Below are 17973 nucleotides of genomic sequence, written 5' to 3'. Positions count from 1 at the left end.
AAATGCCAGCACCACAGATGTCCGGTCCGGCCCGTGACGCGGGCCGGGCGCCGGGTCTGCCCGTCGCCCTGCTCCGGCGGATCGCCGCCCAGCCGGCAGCCCGGCCGGCCGGCGAGCGCTGCGAAATGTGCGGCGACCCCATCCCCGAGTCCCACCAGCACGTCGTGGACGTCGAAAGCCACGCCATGATGTGCACCTGCCGGCCCTGCTACCTCCTGTTCACCGACAGCACCGCCCACCTGCGCTACCGTTCGGTGCCGGACCGGTACGTCTCCTTTCCGGACTTCGAGCTGGGTCCTGGCCAGTGGGACGAGCTGGAGATCCCGGTGGGGCTGGCCTTCTTCTTCCGCAGTTCACGGCTAGACCGGACCGTCGCCTTTTACCCGGGCCCGGCGGGGGCCACCGAATCCGAGCTTCCCCTGGACGCCTGGGGCGCCGTGCTGGCACGCAATCCGGCCCTTGCCCTGGCGGCCCCGGATACCGAGGCTTTGCTGATCCGCGGCCCCGGACCCGACCGCCCGCAGGCCGACTGCCACCTGGTGCCGGTGGACGCCTGCTACGAGTTGGTGGGACAGCTTCGCCTCGTCTGGCGGGGGTTCGACGGCGGACAGGAGGCCCGCGACCGGCTCGCCGCCTTCTTTGCGGACCTCGGCCGCCGCAGCAAGCCGGCGCAGGACGATACCCGCGAGCCGGTCCCGGGCGGCCCGCAGTGACCGGCCTGGTGTTCGCCGTCGTCGACGTCCGGCCGGAGCCCTACACCGCGGCCCCGCAGCTGACCGCCCGGCTGCGCCTGACCGAAGCCACGGGCACGGCCGTCCATGCCATCGCCCTGCGCTGCCAGGTGCGGATCCTGCCGCAGCGCCGCGGCTACGCGCCGGAGGAGGAGCCGGGGCTGCTGGACCTTTTCGGCGAGCGCGGGCGCTGGCCCACCACGCTCAAGTCCTTCCTCTGGATGCAGTGCAGCACCATGGTCCAGGGCTTCTCCGGCAGCACCGAGGTGGCCCTCCCGCTGCCGTGCACGTTCGACTTCGACGTTGCCGCCGCCAAGTACCTGAACGCCCTGCAGGACGGCGAGATCCCGTTGGAGTTCCTGTTCTCCGGAACCGTCTTCACCAAGGGCCAGACGGGCTTCGGCGTGGAACAGGTGCCCTGGGATCTCGAGGCGCCGTACCGGCTGCCCGTGGCGGCTTGGCGGCAGCTGATGGACATGCACTTCCCCAACACGGGCTGGATTCGGCTGGATCGCGAGGTCCTGGCGGCCCTGTCGCAGTACAAGTCGGTGCGCGGCCTGACCTCCTGGGAGGCCGCCATCGAATCCTTACTGGCGGCGGCAGCCTCGGGGGTGGGCGGGAAGCCGCTGCCATGAACATGAGCCTGAGCCTGGCCCGCGCGGTGGCCGACGCTGTCCTCTACGAGGGCTATCTCCTCTACCCCTACCGGGCGTCCTCCCAGAAGAACCAGGCCCGCTGGCAGTTCGGCATCCTGGGGCCACCCGGCGCCGCGTCCGCCGGTGTCGGGGAAGAACCGGACATGTTCGCCGATTGCCTGCTGGGCCCCGGACCAGATGCGGAGGTGGGGATCCATCTGCGCTTTCTCCAGCTCCAGGCCCGCACCGCGGAGCAAGCGGACGACGCCGGCCGGTTCACTGCGGTGGACGAACTCGCCGTCGGCGCGGCGCGCTGGCTGAGCTGGGACGAGGCCGTGGAGCACGAAACCGCCCTGGGTCCGTTTCCGCTGGCCCAACTGCTGGACGGGGACGCCGGGCTCGTGCTGCCGGTGGACGTCCCCGCCGGCACGGACGTGGAGGAACTGCGCGACGACGCCGGCCGGCTGGCCGGGCGGCTGGTCCGCCGCCGTCGCGCGCTGCACGGCGAGGTGACGCTGAGCGCCACTACCGTCGAAGGCGGACGACAGCGCGGCCTGCTGCGGCTGCGGGTCTCGGCGGCCAACACAATCCCTTCCGTCGGGGAACCGCCGGACCGCCAGACGGCCATCGCCACGTCCTTCATCGGCGCCCACCTGCTCCTGGACCTGCGGGGCGCTGACTTCCTGTCGCTGCTGGACCCGCCGGACTGGGCCACGGGGGCCACGGCGTCCTGCGCGCAGCACCGCTGCTGGCCGGTGCTGGCCGGGCCGCAGGGGCAGACGGATGTGCTGCTGGTGTCCCCGATCATCCTGTACGACCACCCGGCGGTGGCCCCGGAAAGTTCGGTGGCCCTGTACGACTCGACGGAAATTGACGAGATCCTCACCCTGCGGGTGCTGACCCTGACGGCAGAGGAGAAGGCCGAGGCCCGGGCGACGGATCCGCGTGCGGCGGCGATCATCGACCGGTGCGAGGCGATGTCGCCGGAGGAGCTCCAGCAGCTGCATGGAGTCCTGCGCCATCCGCACGCGTTCGACGTTCCGGAACCCCGCGGGAGCTCCGCCGGCGCCGGAGGGGAACCGCCCGTCTGGTGGACGCCGGAAGCGGAAGCCCTCGTCCAGCCGCACGCGGATGCGGTCCAGATCAAGGGTGTTGCGGTGGCCCGGGGCAGCCGGGTCCGGGTGGCACCCAACCGGCGGGCCGACGCGCAGGACCTCTTCTTCGCGGGCCAGACCGGACGCGTCACCAGTGTGCACTTCGACGTCGACGGCAGCACGCACGTGGGGCTTGTCTTGGAAGATGACCCAGCGGCGGATCTTCATGAAGGGTATGGCCGGTCCTTCTACTTCGCCCCCGACGAACTTGAGCCGCTGGAACCGCCAGGTCAGGACACCCGGCCCCGCACCGAGGATGGAAGGGAAACTCCGCTATGAGAATCATTGGAATGGCCACGGTCTGCCTATTGCTGGCGATGGCCGCCGGAGCCGCCTACGTGGGCATCCGGTCGGTCCCCGACATCCGCCGCTACCTGAAAGTGCGCCAGATGTGACCGCCGCCCTCCAGCCCGGAAACGCCGCCGGCGGTCCCGGCTCCGAAGCTGCGCGCGTCCTCGTCGCGGGCGTGGGCAACATGTTCCTGCGCGATGACGGGTTCGGCCCCGAAGTCGCCCGCCGTCTCACCGGGGATCCCCTCGGCCCGGCACCCGGCGTCCGCGTCGAGGACTACGGGATCCGCGGCATGCACCTGGCCTACGACCTGCTGGCAGGCGTGGACCTGCTGGTGCTCGTGGACACCGTGCCGCCGGACAGCCCCGTGGAGCACGGTACGGCGACCGGCCCGGGGAGCATCCGCGTGCTGCGCGTCGGGCCAGAGGACCTCGACAGCGGAGCACCTCTGGATCCGCACGGCATGGACCCCGTCGCAGTCCTGGGTCGGCTCCGGTCGCTGGGCGGTGAGGTGCCGCTTACCTACGTGGTGGGCTGCGTTCCCGCCGACCTCACCGAGGGCATCGGGCTTTCCGCCCCCGCGGCAGCAGCCGTCCCGCGGGCAGTGCAGGTCATAGGCGAGCTGCTCGCACAATACACGTCGACCCAGGCTTAGGAAGGACTCCTCTCATGTGCCTTGGCATACCAGGCCGGGTGGTTCAGCTGCTCGACGGTTACGGCGGCCAGCTGGCCCTCGTGGACGTTGCGGGGGTGCAGCGGAAGATCAACATCGGGCTGCTGGATGAGGGCCCGCTGGAACCCGGCACGTGGGTCCTCATCCACATGGGCTTCGCCCTGGAACGGGTGGACGCCGCGGGTGCCGACCAGGCGATGGACGGCCTGGAGTTGATGGGCCGCCCCAGGGACGCCGACGGCGACGCCGGTCCAGGCTAGGGCCTGCACTTAAACGACCAACCCAGCACACCAAGGAGAGCACAATGTCACCGACGACACCGTCCGGGCCTGCCGAACCGCCCCAGCCCACCGACCCGGCCGAGGTATCCGAATCGGGCAGGACCAACGACGCCGCGGAAGGAACGGCCCCTGGCACGGCCCGCGCTTTCGGGAGCGAACCGCCCCTGAAGGAACCCGCGCAACCGGGACCCGACGAGACCCCCGACGACGCCGCCATGGCCCCCGCCGACGTCGGGGTAAGTACCACCCGGCGGGGCGAGGACGTCATCAAGGAGGAAGGCGAGGAAGCCGGGCGGGAAAAGACCGAAGCCGACGCTTCGCCCTCCGGACGGCCGGCGGGCGAGTCCTCGCCGCGCCTCGCCACGGGAGTCAAGGCCCCGGAGGACCCGGACACCGCCGCGCCCCACGCCCCCTAACCGCCCCCAGCCGGCTTAGCCCTGGGCGTCCCGCAGACGGGACTCGCCCTCCGCGTAGGTGTCCAGCAGTCGCCGGGCGTGCCCGCCGTCGGGGCCTTCTTCGGCCAGCGCGGACCGCATGCCCTCCAGCTTCTGGGCTCCGGCGGGGAACGGCGGAAGAAGCGGAATGTTCGGGTCCGTCAGCACTTCCAGAACCGCCGGCCGGTCAGCGGACAGCACTTCGTCCCAGGCGGCGCCAAGCTGCGAAGGGTCGTCGACGCGGACACCCTTCAGACCCAGCAGTTCCGCGTAGCCGGCATACGGGAAGTCCGGGATGACCTGGCTGGCGGGGAAGCGCGGCTCGGCCTCCGTCTCGCGCTGCTCCCAGGAGACCTCGGCGAGATCGCGGTTGTTGAAAACGCAGACCACGAACCGTGGATCCCCCCAGTCCCGCCATCGGTGCGCGACGGTGATCAGTTCCGCGACGCCCAACATCTGCATGCCGCCGTCACCGGCCAGCGCCAGCAGTGGCCGCTCCGGATGGGCCAGCTTCGCCGCGAGTCCATACGGGATGGCGCAGCCCATGCTGGCGAGAGTTCCGGACAAATGCGCCGGGACTCCCGATGGCACCACCAATTGCCGGGCGTACCAGTAGACGCAACTGCCGACGTCGATACTCAGCTGCACGTCGGCGGGAAGCCTTCCGTTGAGCTCGCGCACCACCCGCTCCGGGTTGACGGGCTCGGCTGCGACGTTGGCGCGTTCCGCCGACAGGTCGCGCCAGGTGCGTACCTGGTCTTCGACGTCGGCCCGCCACTGCGCGCGTGAGGGCTGGTTCGGCTGCTTGTCGAGCCGCGCGCTTAGCTCGCGAAGCGTTGCGGCGGCGTCGCCCACCAGCCCAACTTCCACGGGGTACCGGTTGGCGATCTTCCGGCCGTCGATGTCGATCTGCACGGCCTTGGCCGTGCCGGGTTTGGGGTAGAACTCCGTCCAGGGATCGTTGGACCCAACGATCAGCAGGGTGTCGCAGTTTTCGAGCAGATGCGCGCTCGCCGTCGTGCCCAGGTGGCCCATGGTGCCAGTGGCGAAGGAAAGCGTCTCGTCAACGTACGGCTTGCCCAACAGGCTCGTGGTGATTCCGGCGTTCAACTTTTCAGCCAGGGCGACAACCTCGGCTTGCGCACCGCGGGCACCCTGGCCGACGAAGAGCGCAATCCGCTCGCCCTTCGAAAGCAGCTCTGCGGCGGCGTCCAGTTCTTCCTCGGCGGGCATCACCCGGGCAGGGTGCCATACAGGAGCGGTGACTACTATGCCGTGTTCGTGGTCGAGTTCCGGCGCCTCCGCGGTCTGGATGTCGTGGGGCACGATCACCACGCACGGGGACTTTGTTTCCAGTGCCGTGCGGAACGCGCGGTCTATCAGCATCGGTACCTGCTCCGGGGAGCTGGCCAGCTGCGCGAACTGCGCGGCGACGTCCTTGAAGAGTGTCAGCAGGTCGATTTCCTGCATGTACGCCGAGCCCAGCACGGTGGTGCTTTGCTGGCCGATGACCGCCACCACCGGAACGCTGTCCAGCTTGGCGTCGTAGAGGCCGTTGAGCAGGTGGACGGCGCCGGGACCTTGCGTGGACGTCACCACTCCGACGCCGCCCGTGTACTTACCGTGTCCGACCGCCATGAAAGCTGCCGCTTCTTCGTGCCTTGCCTGCACGAACTCGATGGCGTCCTCGGACCGGCGGAGGGCGCCCATGAAACCGTTGATGCCGTCTCCGCTGTACCCGAAGACCCTCTCCACGCCCCACGCCTGGAGGCGTTCCACTATGAGATCCGAAACCGTTCGCTGAGGCATGCCAGGACTCCTGTAGTCAGTTGATGGTTACCGCCTGGACCATAGTAAGCATGCTTATAGATTCAGCGCAGAACCGACCACGAGCAGCAGCGGAAGGTCAGCGATCGTTCTAGGTCGATCGTTCCAGGGCGATCGCCGCGCCGCGGTGCTCGACGCCGTCGTTCGCAATGCGGAGATGGCGCGCCGTGAAGTGCTTCAGCCGCTGCAACTGATGCGGGGAGAGCCGGTCACACACCCAGTCCCAGTGCAGCGACACCACGTCCCCGACCGCCAGCCCTGCCACAAAACCTGTGCCGTTCACGGCGTATTTCGCGCTCTCCACCACGGGTTCACCCACGGACAGCGCGACGCCGTCCCACACCAGCGGCCGGGACCGCACCACGGCTTCATCGCCGGTGATCGCCAGCACCTCGCCCCACCGGATCCGGCAACGGTCCAGCACGCTCAGGGCAGTGGCGTGGCGCCGATCGTCGCGGAGCAGGCCGAGCCAGGGGTAGATCTCAAAGACATGAAAGCTGTGGTGCGGCACCCCGCCGGCCAGGACGCCCTCGACCAGATGCGGGAACTGGTGCCCGGTGCGGGCCCGGAACCGGTCCTCCATGGAGTTGCCGATGTTGGTGACCCCCACTGAATCCAGGAGGCTGTTGCCCACCCAGTACGCCTCCACCACGCGGCCGTCGAGGGGATCGGCGATCCGGTTGGCCCCTGCGATCAGCTCCAGATAAGGCCACGCGCCGGCGAAGCCCTTGGCCAGCTCACGGAGGCCCGCGTCCGTCACGCCGGACTGCCCGTAATGCAGCAGGGCATCGCTGTCCGGGGGCCCGCAGCTGCCGCGGGAATTGGGCGGGTAGGCATAGCGGACAAACAACTGCGCGCCGTCGAGAACCATCATCTGGCCACCTTCTGCACAAGGTTCTTCGAACGTAGCACCGGCCCTGTGCCCCGGCAAGGGCCACGAACCCGGTTGCCGTTGACAGCCTTGGGCGTCGGGCGGATCCTGTGAAGAACCTACGCACAGGGGGTCAAATCCATGCGAACCGACGATCTCAGCCGGCGCTCCGTGCTGCAGGTTTTCGTGGCAGGCGGCTCGGCGGCCCTCCTGGCCGGATGCGGCGCGTCCGGGCAGTCGCCGGCAGTGTCGCCCAGCGGTTCCGGAACGGTTTCCGAACCCATCAGCATCACGGACCAGCGGGGCAAGACCCTCACCTTCGCCAAGCCGGTCAGCAGTGTGGTCACCATCCCCATGCCGGCCGCGTCGCTGCTGGTCGCCGTCGACGGCAGCGCCGACCATCTGAGCGCCATGCACAACGCGTCGTGGGTGGCGATGCGTGACGGCGTCATGGGAACCATGTTCCCCCGCGCACTTGAACTGCCGCACGACGTCGCGACGCAGGACTTTACGCCGAATGTGGAGACGGTGCGGTCACTGAACCCGGACGTCGTGGTCCAGTGGTCAGACGCCCAACTGGTCGAGCCCCTGGAAAACGCCGGTTTGACGGTGCTCGGCCTCAAAAACACTGGGACGCAGGAGGACGTGGACGCCTGGGTCAGCATGTTCGCCGCCATGCTGGGCAAACCGGAGCGGGCCGCCGAAATCAAGGCGCGCAGCGACAAGGAACTCGCCGAAATCAAGTCGGCGGCGGCAGGGCGCGGCTCCGCGGGACCGAGCATCCTGTATTTCAATCGGTTCACCGGCGGGCTCAAAGTCGCCGCGGCCAACACCTACAACGACTTCTACATCAAGCTGGTGGGCGGCAGCAATCCCGCCACCGGCAAGGACCCGCTGCCGGGCTCCGGCATGGTTGGCCTGGACGTGGAGCAGGTCCTCCGGTGGGACCCCGAGGTCATCCTGCTGGGCAATTTTGACCAGGCGATGCCGCAGGACATCTACTCGGACCCGGTGTGGCAGAACGTCTCCGCCGTGCGCTCCCGGCGTGTCTACAAGGTGCCGCTCGGGGGCTACCGGTGGGACCCGCCCGGCCAGGAGTCGCCTCTCATGTGGCTTTGGCTTTCGGACATCGCGTACCCCCAGGCGCGCTCCGGGCTGCGCGGCAAAGTCACCGAGTACTTCCGGTTCCTCTACAACCACGAGCCAACAGCAGCCGAGCTGGACAAAATCCTCTGGATCAGCGGGAACAGCGGCTCCGCCGACTACCAACAATTCAATGCTGGATGAAACCAGCTCGGCGCGACTGAACCGCCGCCTGCGGGCCCCTCGGCAGGTCCGGCAGGCCCGGCGGCCCGGCAACCCGGAGCGGGTGCGCGGTCCGGCGGTCCTTGGACCCGTCGTCATCGCCGCCGTGTTGCTGGCCGCCGTCGGACTCGTCGCACTAGCCGTGGGCCGTTTCTACGTCCCGCCCGGGCACGTGGTCCAGATCCTCGCCGCCCAGGTTGTGCCTTTCCCCGTCGAGGCGAGCCAGACCGAACAGAATGTGGTCCTGCTGGTCCGGTTGCCGCGGGTCCTGCTCGGGGTGCTGGTGGGCGGCGGCCTGGCCATCGGCGGCGCCGCACTCCAGGCCATCTTCCGCAACCCGCTGGTCAGCCCCGAGATCATCGGCGTTGCGGCCGGCGCGTCGTTCGGCGGCGCCCTGGCCTTGCTGCTCGGGCTGGGCACCTTCCTCCTGGTGGCCGGGTCCTTCGCTTTCGGCATGCTGGCCCTGGGGCTGCTGTTCCTGATTACCTCGGGCCGCGGCGGAACGCCGATGCTCATGATCGTTCTCGGCGGGGTGGTCACGGGTTCGTTCTTCTCGGCCCTGGTGGCGCTGGTGACGTACATCGCGGATCCGAACACCACGCTGCCGGCCATTGTTTTCTGGCTGCTCGGAAGCGTGGCCACGGCTACGTACACCAAAGTCGCCGTCGCCCTGATCCCGGTACTGGGCGGCGCCGTCGTGCTCCTGCTGCTGCGCTGGCGGCTCAACGTGCTCTCCCTCGGCGACGAGGACGCCGCGGCATTGGGCCTCAAACCGCGTCCCCTGCGCTGGGTGGTGCTGGTGGCGGTGGCCCTCATTGTGGCCGGGGCGGTGGCCGTCAGCGGCGCGGTCAGCTGGGTAGGCCTGGTGGTGCCGCACCTGGCGCGGATGTGGGTCGGCCCGGACCACCGTGTGCTCCTGCCCGTGTCCTTCCTCCTGGGCGGCGCCTACATTGTGCTGGTGGACACCGTCGCCCGCACCCTGACCGCAGGAGAGATCCCGCTGGGGGTCCTTACCGCCCTCATCGGGGCCCCCGTTTTCTTCGTGCTCCTGCGCCGCAACCGGGAAAGGATCTGGGAAAGTGCTTGAGCTGGACGGCGTGGGCTTCGGGTACGCCCGGCAGGCCTGGGTGTTCCGGGATGTCACGTTCCGGGTGCCTCCCGGCACGGCCACCGCGGTGCTCGGCCCCAACGGCAGCGGCAAGACCACGCTGATCCGCTGCGCCGCCGGGCTGCTGGAGCCTGCGGAGGGAACGGTGCACCGGGCGGACGGCGCGGGGTATGTGCCGCAGGCCCGCGGCAGCGTGTTCGGTTACGGCGCCCTGGACATGGTCCTGATGGGCCGGGCGCGGCAGGTGGGCGTCTTCCGGACGCCGGGCGCCGCGGACCGGGCCGCCGCCCTGGAGGCCATGGAGAAGGTGGGCGTCGAAGGGTTGCGTGACCGCCGCTTCCCCACGCTGAGCGGCGGCGAGCAGCAGCTGGTCCTGATCGCCCGGGCCCTTGCCACCGGCTGCCCGGTGCTGGTGCTGGACGAGCCCGCCACCGGCCTGGACCTCAAGAACCAGGTCCGTGTCCTGTCGCTCCTGCGCGGATTGATGGCCGACGGCATGGCCCTGCTGCTGAGCACGCACCATCCGGACCACGCCCTGTCCCTGGCCGACCGCGCGGTCCTGCTGGGCCGCGGCGGCGCGCGGACCGGGCCGGCCGAGGAGCTGCTCACCGACCCGGCCCTCAGCGCCCTGTACGGCGTCCCGGTCCGGACGCTCCCCTATTCCGACGGCGGCGCGGCCCGCCGCACGATCGTGGTGCCCTACGGCGAGCCTTAATCCTGACGCCAAAGCCCTGACGCTCCCTCACCTTCGGCATCTAAAACCCGAACGCTCCCGCACGTTCGGCATCTAAAACCCGAACGCTCCCGCACGACGTGAGAGAGCGTTCGGACATTTCCCGCCACACGTGAGAGAGCGTCCGGAAAATACCCGCCACACGTGAGAGAGCGTCCCGAAATTACCCGCCACACGTGAAAGAGCGTCCCGAAATTACCCGCCACAAGTGAGGGAGCGTCCGGAAATTACCTGCCACACGTGAAAGAGCGTCCGGAAATTAGCCGCCACACCTGAGGGAGCGTCGTGGTTGGGCGCAGTGGGCTTAGCCGGTGTTGCGCAGGCCGGCGGCGACTCCATTGACGGTGATCAGCATGGCGCGCTGGAGACGCTCGTCGATCTCGGCGCCAGACATGGTTGTCCCCGCCTCGGCCCGGACGCGGCGCAGGAGTTCCACCTGCAGGTAGCTGATCGGATCCAGGTACTGGTCCCTGATCTCCAGGGAGCGCTTCAGGGTGGGCTGGGCGTCGAGGATGACGTGCTCGCCGGTCAGGTTCTGGATTTCCTGGACGGTGAGCTCGTACTCGGTCCGGATGGCGCGGAACAGGTGGTGCAGCTCCTCCGGCACCAGGGTCGAAACGTAGTAGCCGGCGATGTCCATGTCCGTCTTGGCCAGGGTCATCTCCACATTGGAGATCACCGAGCGGAAGAAGTGCCAGCCCTCGATCATTTCGTTGAGCTGGGCGGAGTTTCCGGCCTCGCGGGCGGCCTTGAGGCCGGAGCCCACGCCGAACCAGCCCGGAACAATCTGTCGTGACTGCGTCCAGCCGAACACCCACGGGATGGCCCGCAGGCCTTCAAGTCCGGCGCCGGAATCGGGCCGCTTGGAGGGGCGCGATCCGATGTTCAAGGACCCCAGCTGCTCCACCGGGGTGGAGGCCATGAAATAGGCCGGCAGGTCGGGGTCGTCAATCAGCGCACGGTAGCGGGCAAACGCGGCGTCGGAAACCGTTTCCATGACGTCGCCGTAGCGCACCCGCTGGTCCTCCGACGTGCGCGGCGCGCGGTGCAGCGCCGAGCCCTGCAGCACCGCGGCGAGGGAGAGCTCCAGGTTTTCGCGGGCCAGCTCCGGCAGGGAGTACTTGTCCGCGATGACCTCGCCCTGTTCCGTGAACTTGATCTCGCCCTCGAGCACGCCGTTGGGCTGGGCCATGATCGCGTCATAGGTCGGGCCGCCGCCGCGGCCCACGGAGCCGCCGCGGCCATGGAAAAGGCGCACCCGGACGCCGTGCTTGGCCGCCACGTCCCGCAGTTTGCGCTGGGTCTTGTAGATTTCCCACTGACTGGTCATGACGCCGGATTCCTTGTTGGAGTCCGAGTAGCCGAGCATGATTTCCTGCACGTCCCCGCGCAGCCGGACCAGTTCGCGGTAGGAGGAATCCGAGAGCAGCCGGTCCACGATCTCCGCGGAGGCGCGCAGCTCCTCGACGGTCTCCAGCAGCGGCGCGAACCCGATCTTGGCGTACGGGGCCTCGCCAAAGAGATTCACCAGGCCGGCCTCGCGGGCCAGCACGGCCGCGGCCAGGACGTCGTCCGCGCCGCGGGTCATGGAGATGATGTAGGTCTCGATCACGTCGGGACCGTAGGTGCGCAGGGCGCGCCGGATTTCGCGGAAGACGTCGTAGGTGCCGTCGGCGGCGCCGTCGAGCTTGATCGGGTGGCCGGAGAGCGGGCGACGGGACGCGAGTTCGGAGCCCAGCACTTCGTGCCGCTCGGCGCGGCTGAGTTCCGCGTACCGGACGCCGGGGCCGCCCAGACGGTCCATGAGCTGCCCGACGGCGTCGTGGTGGTGGTCGGCGTGCTCGCGGATGTCCAGGGTGGCCAGGTGCAGGCCAAAGGAGGAGATGGCCCGGCGGACGCGGGACAGGGCCCCGTCGGCGGCTAGCGCGCCGTGGTGGTTCCGCAAAGACCGTTCCAGCAGTCCCAGCTCGGCGAGGAGCTCCGCGGTGGCGGTGTAATCGCGGCCGGGCTCGTGCGCGGATCCGGCGGCGACCCGCCGGCCGGTGTTGATCAGCTTGGCCTTGATGCAGGTCAGCTTGAGCCGGTACGGCTCCTGCGCGTTCAGCTCCAGGACGCGGCGGTCAATGCCCGGCAGGTTCGCCAGGTCGACGTCGATCGATTCCAGGAGTTCCTGGTCCGCCCCGGCCAGCGCGGTCGAGTTGGACAGGATGGAGATGAGCCCGTCGATCAGGCCGATGCTGATCCGCACGGCGTGCTGGTTCTGGATCTGGAGGATCTCGCGGGTAACGGCAGCCGTGACGTTGGGGTTGCCGTCCCGGTCGCCGCCAATCCATGAGCCAAAACGGATGGGGGCCTTCTCCGGTGGCAGGGTGACGCCGTGCTCGGTCAGCAGTTCCGAAAGGTCGGAGAGCATTTCCGGCATGGCGTCGCTGAGGATGCCGGTCAGGTAGTAGATGGCGTTCCGGGCCTCATCCACGGGGGTGGGCCGGACCTGGCGCAGCTCGTCCGTCTGCCACATCTGGTCGATCACTTCGGAGAGGTTGCGGTCCTGGCGGCGGCGCGCGGACGCGCCCTCCGTGGTGGATTCGGCCAGGATGTCCGAAAGCCGGCGGATCTTGTCCAGCACGGAGCGGCGGGAGGCCTCCGTGGGGTGTGCGGTGAAGATGGGACGGACGTCGAGCTCGTTGACCACTTCCTGCAGCACGGAGTTGCCGGCCTGGTCCGCGATCTCCGCCACGGCCTTGGCGAGCCAGCCGTCCTTCTCCTGCCGCGTGCGCAGGCCGCGGACCCGGTGCACCTGCTCGGCGGCGTTCGCCAGGTGGAAGTAGAACGCGAAGGCGCGGACCAGGTCAGTGGCCTGGTCCAGCGGCAGGGAGCCGAGCAGTTCACGGACCTGGGCGACGACGTCGTACGAGCTCCACGGCCCGGTGGCGTCGGCCCCGCCCCGGGCGGCCTCCTTGGATTCCTTGGTCAGCAGGCGCACCTGCTCGACGAGGTCGAGGAGTTCGGGCCCGTGCTGGCGGACCAGCGATTCGCCCAGGAGGGTGGAAACCCGGCGGACGTCGGCGCGGAGTTCGGCAGCGAGATCGGTATCGGAATGCATTGCAGTGTCAGCCATGGAAACTATCTTTCGAGGGTTCGACTTGGCTCGTACACTGCGCTGGATACTGTGAGCCTGATTACTTCTTCCCATGGGATGTTACTCGCAGGCCTTCCCGGCCGGAATTCCGTCTCAGATAGTGTCAGCCCCTCCAGTTACGCCGGTCGCGGCCGTTTCAACGCGCGTTCAACGCGCGATCTTGAAGTTGAAGTCCGCATTTCCGAAGGCACCCCAGAGCCGCAACCAGACGGGCAGGAGCATCTCCGTGCCGCGCGCCGTGGTGATGTCGCCCAGGTCGATGATGTCGCGGTGGCCGAGATCCGCAAGCAGGCCGCGCACAACGTCCTTGGCGTCAGCGTCGTTGCCCGAGACAAACACGGAGTGGTCGCCGCCGGCAACGCTTGCCGGGTCCACCATGACACTGGCGTTCATCGTGTTGAGCGTTTTCACCACCCGGGCATCAGGGAACGTCCGCTGGATCTGCTCGCCGAGGCTGTCCGTGTTCACCGGGTTTAGCGAGGGCGGGAAGCCTTGGGAAAAGTCGAGCGGATTAGCGATGTCCACGAGCACCTTGCCGGACAGGTTGGCCGCGCCGGCGGCGGCCAGCGCATCCAGGGAACCATTGCCGTTGGTGGCATTGACGACGATGTCGCTGCCGGCAGCGGCATCGGCGAAGGTGGCCAGAGCGATTCCGGCATGCTCGGCGTGCCATTGCGCGAATGGAACGCCGCCCATCGGACCCGGCGCGGTCCGGGCCAGCGTGGCCTGCGGGTCGCGGGTTCCAATGACGACGTCGTGGCCGAGTTTTGCCAGCGCGTCCGCGACGGCGCGGCCCGCCGTGCCGGTGCCGAGCACTGCGATTTTCATGGAGTCCCCACTTCTAGGTCTGGAGTAGACAGGTCCGTCTACCCTTGCTTTGAGGGTACCAGACAGATCTGTCTACAGGCAGACGCCCAGGCTGGAATAGCGGGGCCGCCGACGGGCACCGGAACATGAAGGACCGCCGCACCCTGCACCCTGCCCCTAGACAGACTTGTCTGTGTACGATTGGGTCATGACGCCGCGCCCAGCCTCCGCCGCGCCGGCGGCCCAGGCCCCCGCGGGCCGCGCCGCAAGCCGCGCCGCAGGCCACGCCGCCGCAGGCACGGCCAAGGAAAAGATCCTGGCCACGGCTTTCCGGCTCTTCTATGCGCAAGGCTTCCGAGCCGCCGGCATCGACACGATCATCGCCGAGTCCGGCGTCGCCAAAGCCACGTTCTACAAGTACTTTCCGGCCAAGGACGACCTCATTCTGGCGTACCTGGAGAAGGTCGACGGCGTCTGGTCCCGAGAGCTTCATGCCGCCGCCGAAGCTGCCGGGGACGATCCGGCGGCGCAGCTCGTGGGCCTGTTTGACGCCCTGACTATTGCCTGCCGGCGCGACGGCTACCGCGGCTGCGCCTTCATCAACGCGGCCGCCGAATCCCTCGCCGGCACCCGGGTCCACGACCGGACGGTGGCCCACAAACAGCAGATCCTCGCCTGGATAAGGGATCTGGCCGCCCGCGCCGGCGCCGGGAATCCGGACCAGCTCGCCCGCAGCCTGACCCTGCTGCTCGACGGCGGCCTGGCCAGCGGGGTGCTCGACGGCAGCCCGGACGCGGCCAGCGCGGCGCGGTCCACCGCAGCCCAGCTCGTGGCAGTCAGCCTCAAAACCCCAACCGCCCCCCAAGTGACCCGCAGCCGGCAGCTGGGCTGATACCCCCGGAGGAACCCATGAACATCCAAGACCCGCAGCTTGCCCGCTGGCAGCGCTTCCGGAACAGCCGCAACACCGCCCTCGCGGACGCTCACGGCTGGCTGACGCTGACGTCCTTCCAGTGGCTCGAGGACCAGCCGGCCGGCGTGGAGCTCGCCCCGGGCCTCTGGTCCACCGACGGCACCACGGCATTCCTCACCGCCGCCGCGTCCGACGGCCTGAGCCTCATGGACACCGGCGAACCCGTGGACGGCACGGTGAGCGCCGTGCTAGCGGACGAGGAATCGCTGATGTGGGTGCAGTACGGCGGCGACGACGGCCGCCAGGTTGTGGTGGAGCTCGCCATGCGGGCCGACAAATACGCCATCCGCACCCGGGACTCGAAGTCGCCGGTGTTCACCGAGTTCAACGGCGTGCCCACCTTCGGCTTCCGGCCGGACCTGGCGGTCGAGGCCCGGTTCGTGCCCTACGCGCAGCCCGTGGACGTCCCCATCGGCACCGCCAACCCGTTGGTCGACGGCGTGCACCGCTCGGTGGGCGAGCTGGTCTTCCGGCTTCCCGGCAAGGACCACGAGTTCCGCCTGCAGGCCGAAGAGGAGAAGCTCGGCGCCCTGACCGTGACGTTCCACGACGAAACCAACGGCGAAAGCACTGACGAGTGGCGCAAAGTCTCCACCGCCCGGCCCCGGCCGGACAACACGGTGATCCTTGATTTCAACCGGGCGATCAACTATCCGAGCGCCTTCACCCCGTACGGCACCTGCCCGATGCCGGTGAAAAACAACAGCCTCGACTACCGGATCGAAGCCGGCGAGAAAGAGCCCGCCCTCTTCTGAGGGACCGTCCCGGGACCGGCCACGGCTCCGCTAGACGATCGCGGACACGCCCGTCACGGCACGTCCGGCAATCAGCGTGTTGATCTCGAACGAGCCCTCGTAGGTGTAGATGGCCTCGGCGTCGGCGAAGATCTTGGCCATCCGGTAGTCGGTGACGATTCCGTTGCCGCCCAGCAGGGACCGGCCCATCGCCACGGTCTCGCGCATCCGGGCGCTGACATAGGACTTCGCGAGTGCCACCTGCGGCATGTCCGCCGCGCCCTGCTGCTGCAGCTGCGCGATCCGGACCATCATGCCCATGCTGGCCACGGCGTTGCCGAGCATGGCCACCAGCTGCTGCTGGACCAGCTGGAACTTCGCCAGCGGACGGCCGAACTGCCGGCGTTCGACGGCGTACTGCCGGGCGACGTCGAAGGCCGCCAGCTGCTGCCCCACCGCCTGCCAGGCCACCATGATGCGGGACCCGCGCAGGAGTTCGTTGGTGTCCTCGAAGCTGCTGATGCCGGCGAAGCGGTCCGCCTCGGCCACCAGGACGTCGGTGAAGGTGATGTCCGCGTTCTGCACCGTGCGCAGCGCGATCTTGTTCTCGATCCTGCTCCGGCACACGCCCGGCAGCGTGGCGTCCACGATGAAGCCGCGGATGCCGCCGTCGGCCTCATCCCTGGCCCAGACGAGCATGTAGTCGCAGAACGTCCCGTTGCCGATCCAGCGCTTGGCGCCGTTGAGCACCCAGGCGTCGCCGCCGTCGGCCGCGCCGCCGGGGACCCGCCGCGCCCGGGTTTCCATGCCGCCGGCCACGTCCGAGCCGTGCTCCGGTTCGGTGAGCGCAAAGGCGCCCGTGGTGCGCAGGTTCGCCGCGTCGTCGAGCAGCCGCGCCTTCTGGTCCTCCGAGCCGAAGCCGTAGAGCGATTCCACGAAGAGGTCGTGGTGGACCAGGAAAAAGGTCGCCAGCGACGTGTCCACCCGGGTCATTTCGGCGATGATGATCCCCGCGAACAGGTGGCTGTAGCCGCGCTGGGCGGGGGCGCTGAGCTCCAGGGCCGCCAGCTTGGGCAGGATGTGGGCCGGGAATTCGGCGTTGTTCCACCAGGTGCCAGCGAACGGGGCGACCTCGGCCGCCAGGAACTCCCGCAGCTCGGCCAGCTTCGCCTGCTCGGCGGCGCTGAGCAGGGATTCGAAATCGAAGAAGTCAGCCGCCGGCAGGCCGGCCGTAGCTTCTGCGGCCGCCGCGGCCGGCAAGGTCCCGGTCACTTCGGACCCATGCGGATGGCGCCGTCGAGGCGGATGGTCTCCCCGTTGAGCATGGCGTTGTCCACGATGTGCGCGGCGAGGTTCGCGTATTCGGCGGGGCGGCCCAGCCGTGAGGGATGCGGCACCTGCTGGCCGAGGGAGTCCTGCGCCTCCTGGGGCAGCCCCGCCATCATGGGGGTCTCGAAGATCCCCGGGGCGATGGTGACCACACGGATCAGCGAGCGCGCGAGCTCGCGGGCGATCGGCAGCGTCATGGCGGCCACGGCGCCCTTGGAGGCGGCGTAGGCGGGCTGCCCGATCTGGCCGTCAAAGGCCGCAACGGAGGCGGTGTTGATGATGACGCCGCGTTCGGGGCCGCCGAGCTCCGTGCTGGCGGGCTCTGCGGCAGCCATCGCGGCGGCGGCCAGGCGGGTCACGTTGAAGGTGCCCACGAGATTGATCTGGATGACGCGACTGAACGTCTCGAGCGGCAGGACGCCGTCGCGGCCCAGGACCTTGCCGGGCGTAGCGATTCCCGCACAGTTCACCACGACGCGAAGCGGGCCCAGCGCCACGGCGGCGTCGACGGCGGCCTGCACCTGCGCCTCATCGGTCACGTCGGCCGGGACAAAGACGGCCGTGCGGCCACTAGCCGGGTCCGGCGCGGAAGCGGTCAGCTCGGCTGCGAAGGCGTCCCCGGCGGAGGCCGGCAGGTCCACGAGCACCACCGACGCACCGCCGTCGAACAGGCGCCTGGCCGTGGCGGCCCCGAGACCCGAGGCCCCGCCCGTGATCAGCGCGACAGTACCCTTGATGTCCATCCATCCTCCTTGATGTGGAACCGAATCCCAACACCGAACCCCGGCCGCCAGGCCGACACAAAGCGGCGCCTGCGACAGCGCCCCGCAGGGAACATTAGTTAGTGAATGTTAACTGGAATGCGCACATTCCGCACCTTTGACCGGCAGCCGCGCCCCGCGCCCACGCCGCGCGGGGGTCCGTTCCGGTCACAGCCGCACCGCCACC

18 protein-coding genes are annotated in these 17973 nt (G+C 69.1%); 12 read left to right on the top strand and 6 right to left on the bottom strand.

The genetic code is table 11. The annotated features are described in order from the left end of the window. Window positions 1–2 precede the first annotated feature (2 nt). Genes ACFVVK_RS09820 through ACFVVK_RS09790 form a run of 7 tightly spaced genes read left to right on the top strand, consistent with a single transcriptional unit; the run spans window position 3 to window position 4181 of the window. On the top strand, window positions 3–713 hold the full coding sequence (locus ACFVVK_RS09820) for a DUF5947 family protein (RefSeq protein ID WP_390266232.1): 711 nt from the start codon (window positions 3–5) through the stop codon (window positions 711–713). Continuing rightward, window positions 710–1366 (top strand): DUF6084 family protein, encoded by a 657-nt coding sequence (locus tag ACFVVK_RS09815; RefSeq protein ID WP_390266231.1) that lies wholly within the window; start codon window positions 710–712, stop codon window positions 1364–1366. Before ACFVVK_RS09820 ends, ACFVVK_RS09815 begins: the two co-directional genes overlap by 4 nt. After that, the gene (locus tag ACFVVK_RS09810; protein ID WP_390266230.1) at window positions 1363–2799 is read left to right on the top strand and encodes a hypothetical protein; all 1437 of its coding nucleotides are present in this window, start codon (window positions 1363–1365) and stop codon (window positions 2797–2799) included. Before ACFVVK_RS09815 ends, ACFVVK_RS09810 begins: the two co-directional genes overlap by 4 nt. Further along, on the top strand, window positions 2796–2915 hold the full coding sequence (locus ACFVVK_RS09805) for a DUF6893 family small protein (protein WP_390266229.1): 120 nt from the start codon (window positions 2796–2798) through the stop codon (window positions 2913–2915). Before ACFVVK_RS09810 ends, ACFVVK_RS09805 begins: the two co-directional genes overlap by 4 nt. Continuing rightward, window positions 2912–3466, top strand: a complete 555-nt coding sequence (locus ACFVVK_RS09800) for a hydrogenase maturation protease (RefSeq protein ID WP_390266228.1) — start codon at window positions 2912–2914, stop codon at window positions 3464–3466. The genes ACFVVK_RS09805 and ACFVVK_RS09800 overlap by 4 nt, the downstream gene beginning before the upstream one ends. Window positions 3467–3480: 14 nt before the next feature. Beyond that, window positions 3481–3744: a HypC/HybG/HupF family hydrogenase formation chaperone gene (locus ACFVVK_RS09795; protein ID WP_390266227.1), complete on the top strand. Its 264-nt coding sequence runs from the start codon at window positions 3481–3483 to the stop codon at window positions 3742–3744. A 44-nt stretch (window positions 3745–3788) separates the two neighbouring features. Further along, the gene (locus tag ACFVVK_RS09790) at window positions 3789–4181 is read left to right on the top strand and encodes a hypothetical protein (RefSeq protein ID WP_390266226.1); all 393 of its coding nucleotides are present in this window, start codon (window positions 3789–3791) and stop codon (window positions 4179–4181) included. Window positions 4182–4196: 15 nt separating this feature from the next. Here the strand turns inward: ACFVVK_RS09790 and ACFVVK_RS09785 are convergent, their stop codons facing one another. Next, window positions 4197–6008 carry a thiamine pyrophosphate-requiring protein gene (locus tag ACFVVK_RS09785; protein WP_390266225.1) on the bottom strand — a complete coding sequence of 604 codons (1812 nt, stop codon included), beginning with the start codon at window positions 6006–6008 and terminating at the stop codon, window positions 4197–4199. 109 nt (window positions 6009–6117) lie between these two features. Continuing rightward, complete coding sequence (locus ACFVVK_RS09780; RefSeq protein WP_390266224.1) at window positions 6118–6900, bottom strand: DUF6390 family protein; 783 nt, start codon at window positions 6898–6900, stop codon at window positions 6118–6120. Window positions 6901–7038: 138 nt separating this feature from the next. Between ACFVVK_RS09780 and ACFVVK_RS09775 the strand changes: the two genes are divergently transcribed. Genes ACFVVK_RS09775 through ACFVVK_RS09765 form a run of 3 tightly spaced genes read left to right on the top strand, consistent with a single transcriptional unit; the run spans window position 7039 to window position 10025 of the window. Further along, window positions 7039–8184: an ABC transporter substrate-binding protein gene (locus ACFVVK_RS09775; RefSeq protein ID WP_390266223.1), complete on the top strand. Its 1146-nt coding sequence runs from the start codon at window positions 7039–7041 to the stop codon at window positions 8182–8184. After that, window positions 8174–9289 carry a FecCD family ABC transporter permease gene (locus tag ACFVVK_RS09770; RefSeq protein WP_390266222.1) on the top strand — a complete coding sequence of 372 codons (1116 nt, stop codon included), beginning with the start codon at window positions 8174–8176 and terminating at the stop codon, window positions 9287–9289. The genes ACFVVK_RS09775 and ACFVVK_RS09770 overlap by 11 nt, the downstream gene beginning before the upstream one ends. Beyond that, the gene (locus ACFVVK_RS09765; protein WP_390266221.1) at window positions 9282–10025 is read left to right on the top strand and encodes an ABC transporter ATP-binding protein; all 744 of its coding nucleotides are present in this window, start codon (window positions 9282–9284) and stop codon (window positions 10023–10025) included. The genes ACFVVK_RS09770 and ACFVVK_RS09765 overlap by 8 nt, the downstream gene beginning before the upstream one ends. 322 nt (window positions 10026–10347) lie before the next feature. Here ACFVVK_RS09765 and ppc read toward each other — a convergent pair whose 3' ends face one another. Then, window positions 10348–13161, bottom strand: coding sequence for a phosphoenolpyruvate carboxylase (gene ppc, locus ACFVVK_RS09760; protein WP_390266220.1), 2814 nt, complete (start codon window positions 13159–13161; stop codon window positions 10348–10350). Window positions 13162–13329: 168 nt separating this feature from the next. Further along, complete coding sequence (locus ACFVVK_RS09755) at window positions 13330–14010, bottom strand: NADPH-dependent F420 reductase (protein WP_390266219.1); 681 nt, start codon at window positions 14008–14010, stop codon at window positions 13330–13332. A gap of 187 nt (window positions 14011–14197) precedes the next feature. On the opposite strand from ACFVVK_RS09755, the gene ACFVVK_RS09750 reads away from it, so the two are divergent. Further along, a complete protein-coding gene (locus ACFVVK_RS09750) occupies window positions 14198–14881 on the top strand; it encodes a TetR/AcrR family transcriptional regulator (protein WP_390266218.1) in 684 nt (227 codons plus the stop codon). A 17-nt stretch (window positions 14882–14898) separates the two neighbouring features. Further along, complete coding sequence (locus ACFVVK_RS09745) at window positions 14899–15717, top strand: DUF1684 domain-containing protein (protein WP_390266217.1); 819 nt, start codon at window positions 14899–14901, stop codon at window positions 15715–15717. A gap of 30 nt (window positions 15718–15747) precedes the next feature. Here the strand turns inward: ACFVVK_RS09745 and ACFVVK_RS09740 are convergent, their stop codons facing one another. Further along, window positions 15748–16968 (bottom strand): acyl-CoA dehydrogenase family protein, encoded by a 1221-nt coding sequence (locus tag ACFVVK_RS09740; protein ID WP_390266216.1) that lies wholly within the window; start codon window positions 16966–16968, stop codon window positions 15748–15750. After that, window positions 16965–17768: an SDR family NAD(P)-dependent oxidoreductase gene (locus ACFVVK_RS09735; protein ID WP_390266215.1), complete on the bottom strand. Its 804-nt coding sequence runs from the start codon at window positions 17766–17768 to the stop codon at window positions 16965–16967. Before ACFVVK_RS09735 ends, ACFVVK_RS09740 begins: the two co-directional genes overlap by 4 nt. Window positions 17769–17973 lie beyond the last annotated feature (205 nt).

Source organism: Arthrobacter sp. NPDC058192 (genome assembly GCF_042883665.1).
GTDB lineage: Bacteria > Actinomycetota > Actinomycetes > Actinomycetales > Micrococcaceae > Arthrobacter.
The sequence above is the reverse complement of the archived record's forward strand: the minus strand, read 5'-3'. Positions and strand labels throughout refer to the sequence as shown.

What these genes read in the sequence shown, in the direction of transcription:
- ACFVVK_RS09820 (WP_390266232.1), top strand. Translation starts at nt 3, where the DNA reads ATGCCAGCACCACAGATGTCCGGTCCGGCCCGTGACGCGGGCCGGGCG.
- ACFVVK_RS09735 (WP_390266215.1), bottom strand. Translation starts at nt 17,768, where the DNA reads ATGGACATCAAGGGTACTGTCGCGCTGATCACGGGCGGGGCCTCGGGT.
- ACFVVK_RS09770 (WP_390266222.1), top strand. Translation starts at nt 8,174, where the DNA reads ATGCTGGATGAAACCAGCTCGGCGCGACTGAACCGCCGCCTGCGGGCC.
- ACFVVK_RS09750 (WP_390266218.1), top strand. Translation starts at nt 14,198, where the DNA reads ATGACGCCGCGCCCAGCCTCCGCCGCGCCGGCGGCCCAGGCCCCCGCG.
- ACFVVK_RS09780 (WP_390266224.1), bottom strand. Translation starts at nt 6,900, where the DNA reads ATGATGGTTCTCGACGGCGCGCAGTTGTTTGTCCGCTATGCCTACCCG.
- ppc (WP_390266220.1), bottom strand. Translation starts at nt 13,161, where the DNA reads ATGGCTGACACTGCAATGCATTCCGATACCGATCTCGCTGCCGAACTC.
- ACFVVK_RS09775 (WP_390266223.1), top strand. Translation starts at nt 7,039, where the DNA reads ATGCGAACCGACGATCTCAGCCGGCGCTCCGTGCTGCAGGTTTTCGTG.
- ACFVVK_RS09805 (WP_390266229.1), top strand. Translation starts at nt 2,796, where the DNA reads ATGAGAATCATTGGAATGGCCACGGTCTGCCTATTGCTGGCGATGGCC.
- ACFVVK_RS09790 (WP_390266226.1), top strand. Translation starts at nt 3,789, where the DNA reads ATGTCACCGACGACACCGTCCGGGCCTGCCGAACCGCCCCAGCCCACC.
- ACFVVK_RS09755 (WP_390266219.1), bottom strand. Translation starts at nt 14,010, where the DNA reads ATGAAAATCGCAGTGCTCGGCACCGGCACGGCGGGCCGCGCCGTCGCG.
- ACFVVK_RS09810 (WP_390266230.1), top strand. Translation starts at nt 1,363, where the DNA reads ATGAACATGAGCCTGAGCCTGGCCCGCGCGGTGGCCGACGCTGTCCTC.
- ACFVVK_RS09785 (WP_390266225.1), bottom strand. Translation starts at nt 6,008, where the DNA reads ATGCCTCAGCGAACGGTTTCGGATCTCATAGTGGAACGCCTCCAGGCG.
- ACFVVK_RS09795 (WP_390266227.1), top strand. Translation starts at nt 3,481, where the DNA reads ATGTGCCTTGGCATACCAGGCCGGGTGGTTCAGCTGCTCGACGGTTAC.
- ACFVVK_RS09745 (WP_390266217.1), top strand. Translation starts at nt 14,899, where the DNA reads ATGAACATCCAAGACCCGCAGCTTGCCCGCTGGCAGCGCTTCCGGAAC.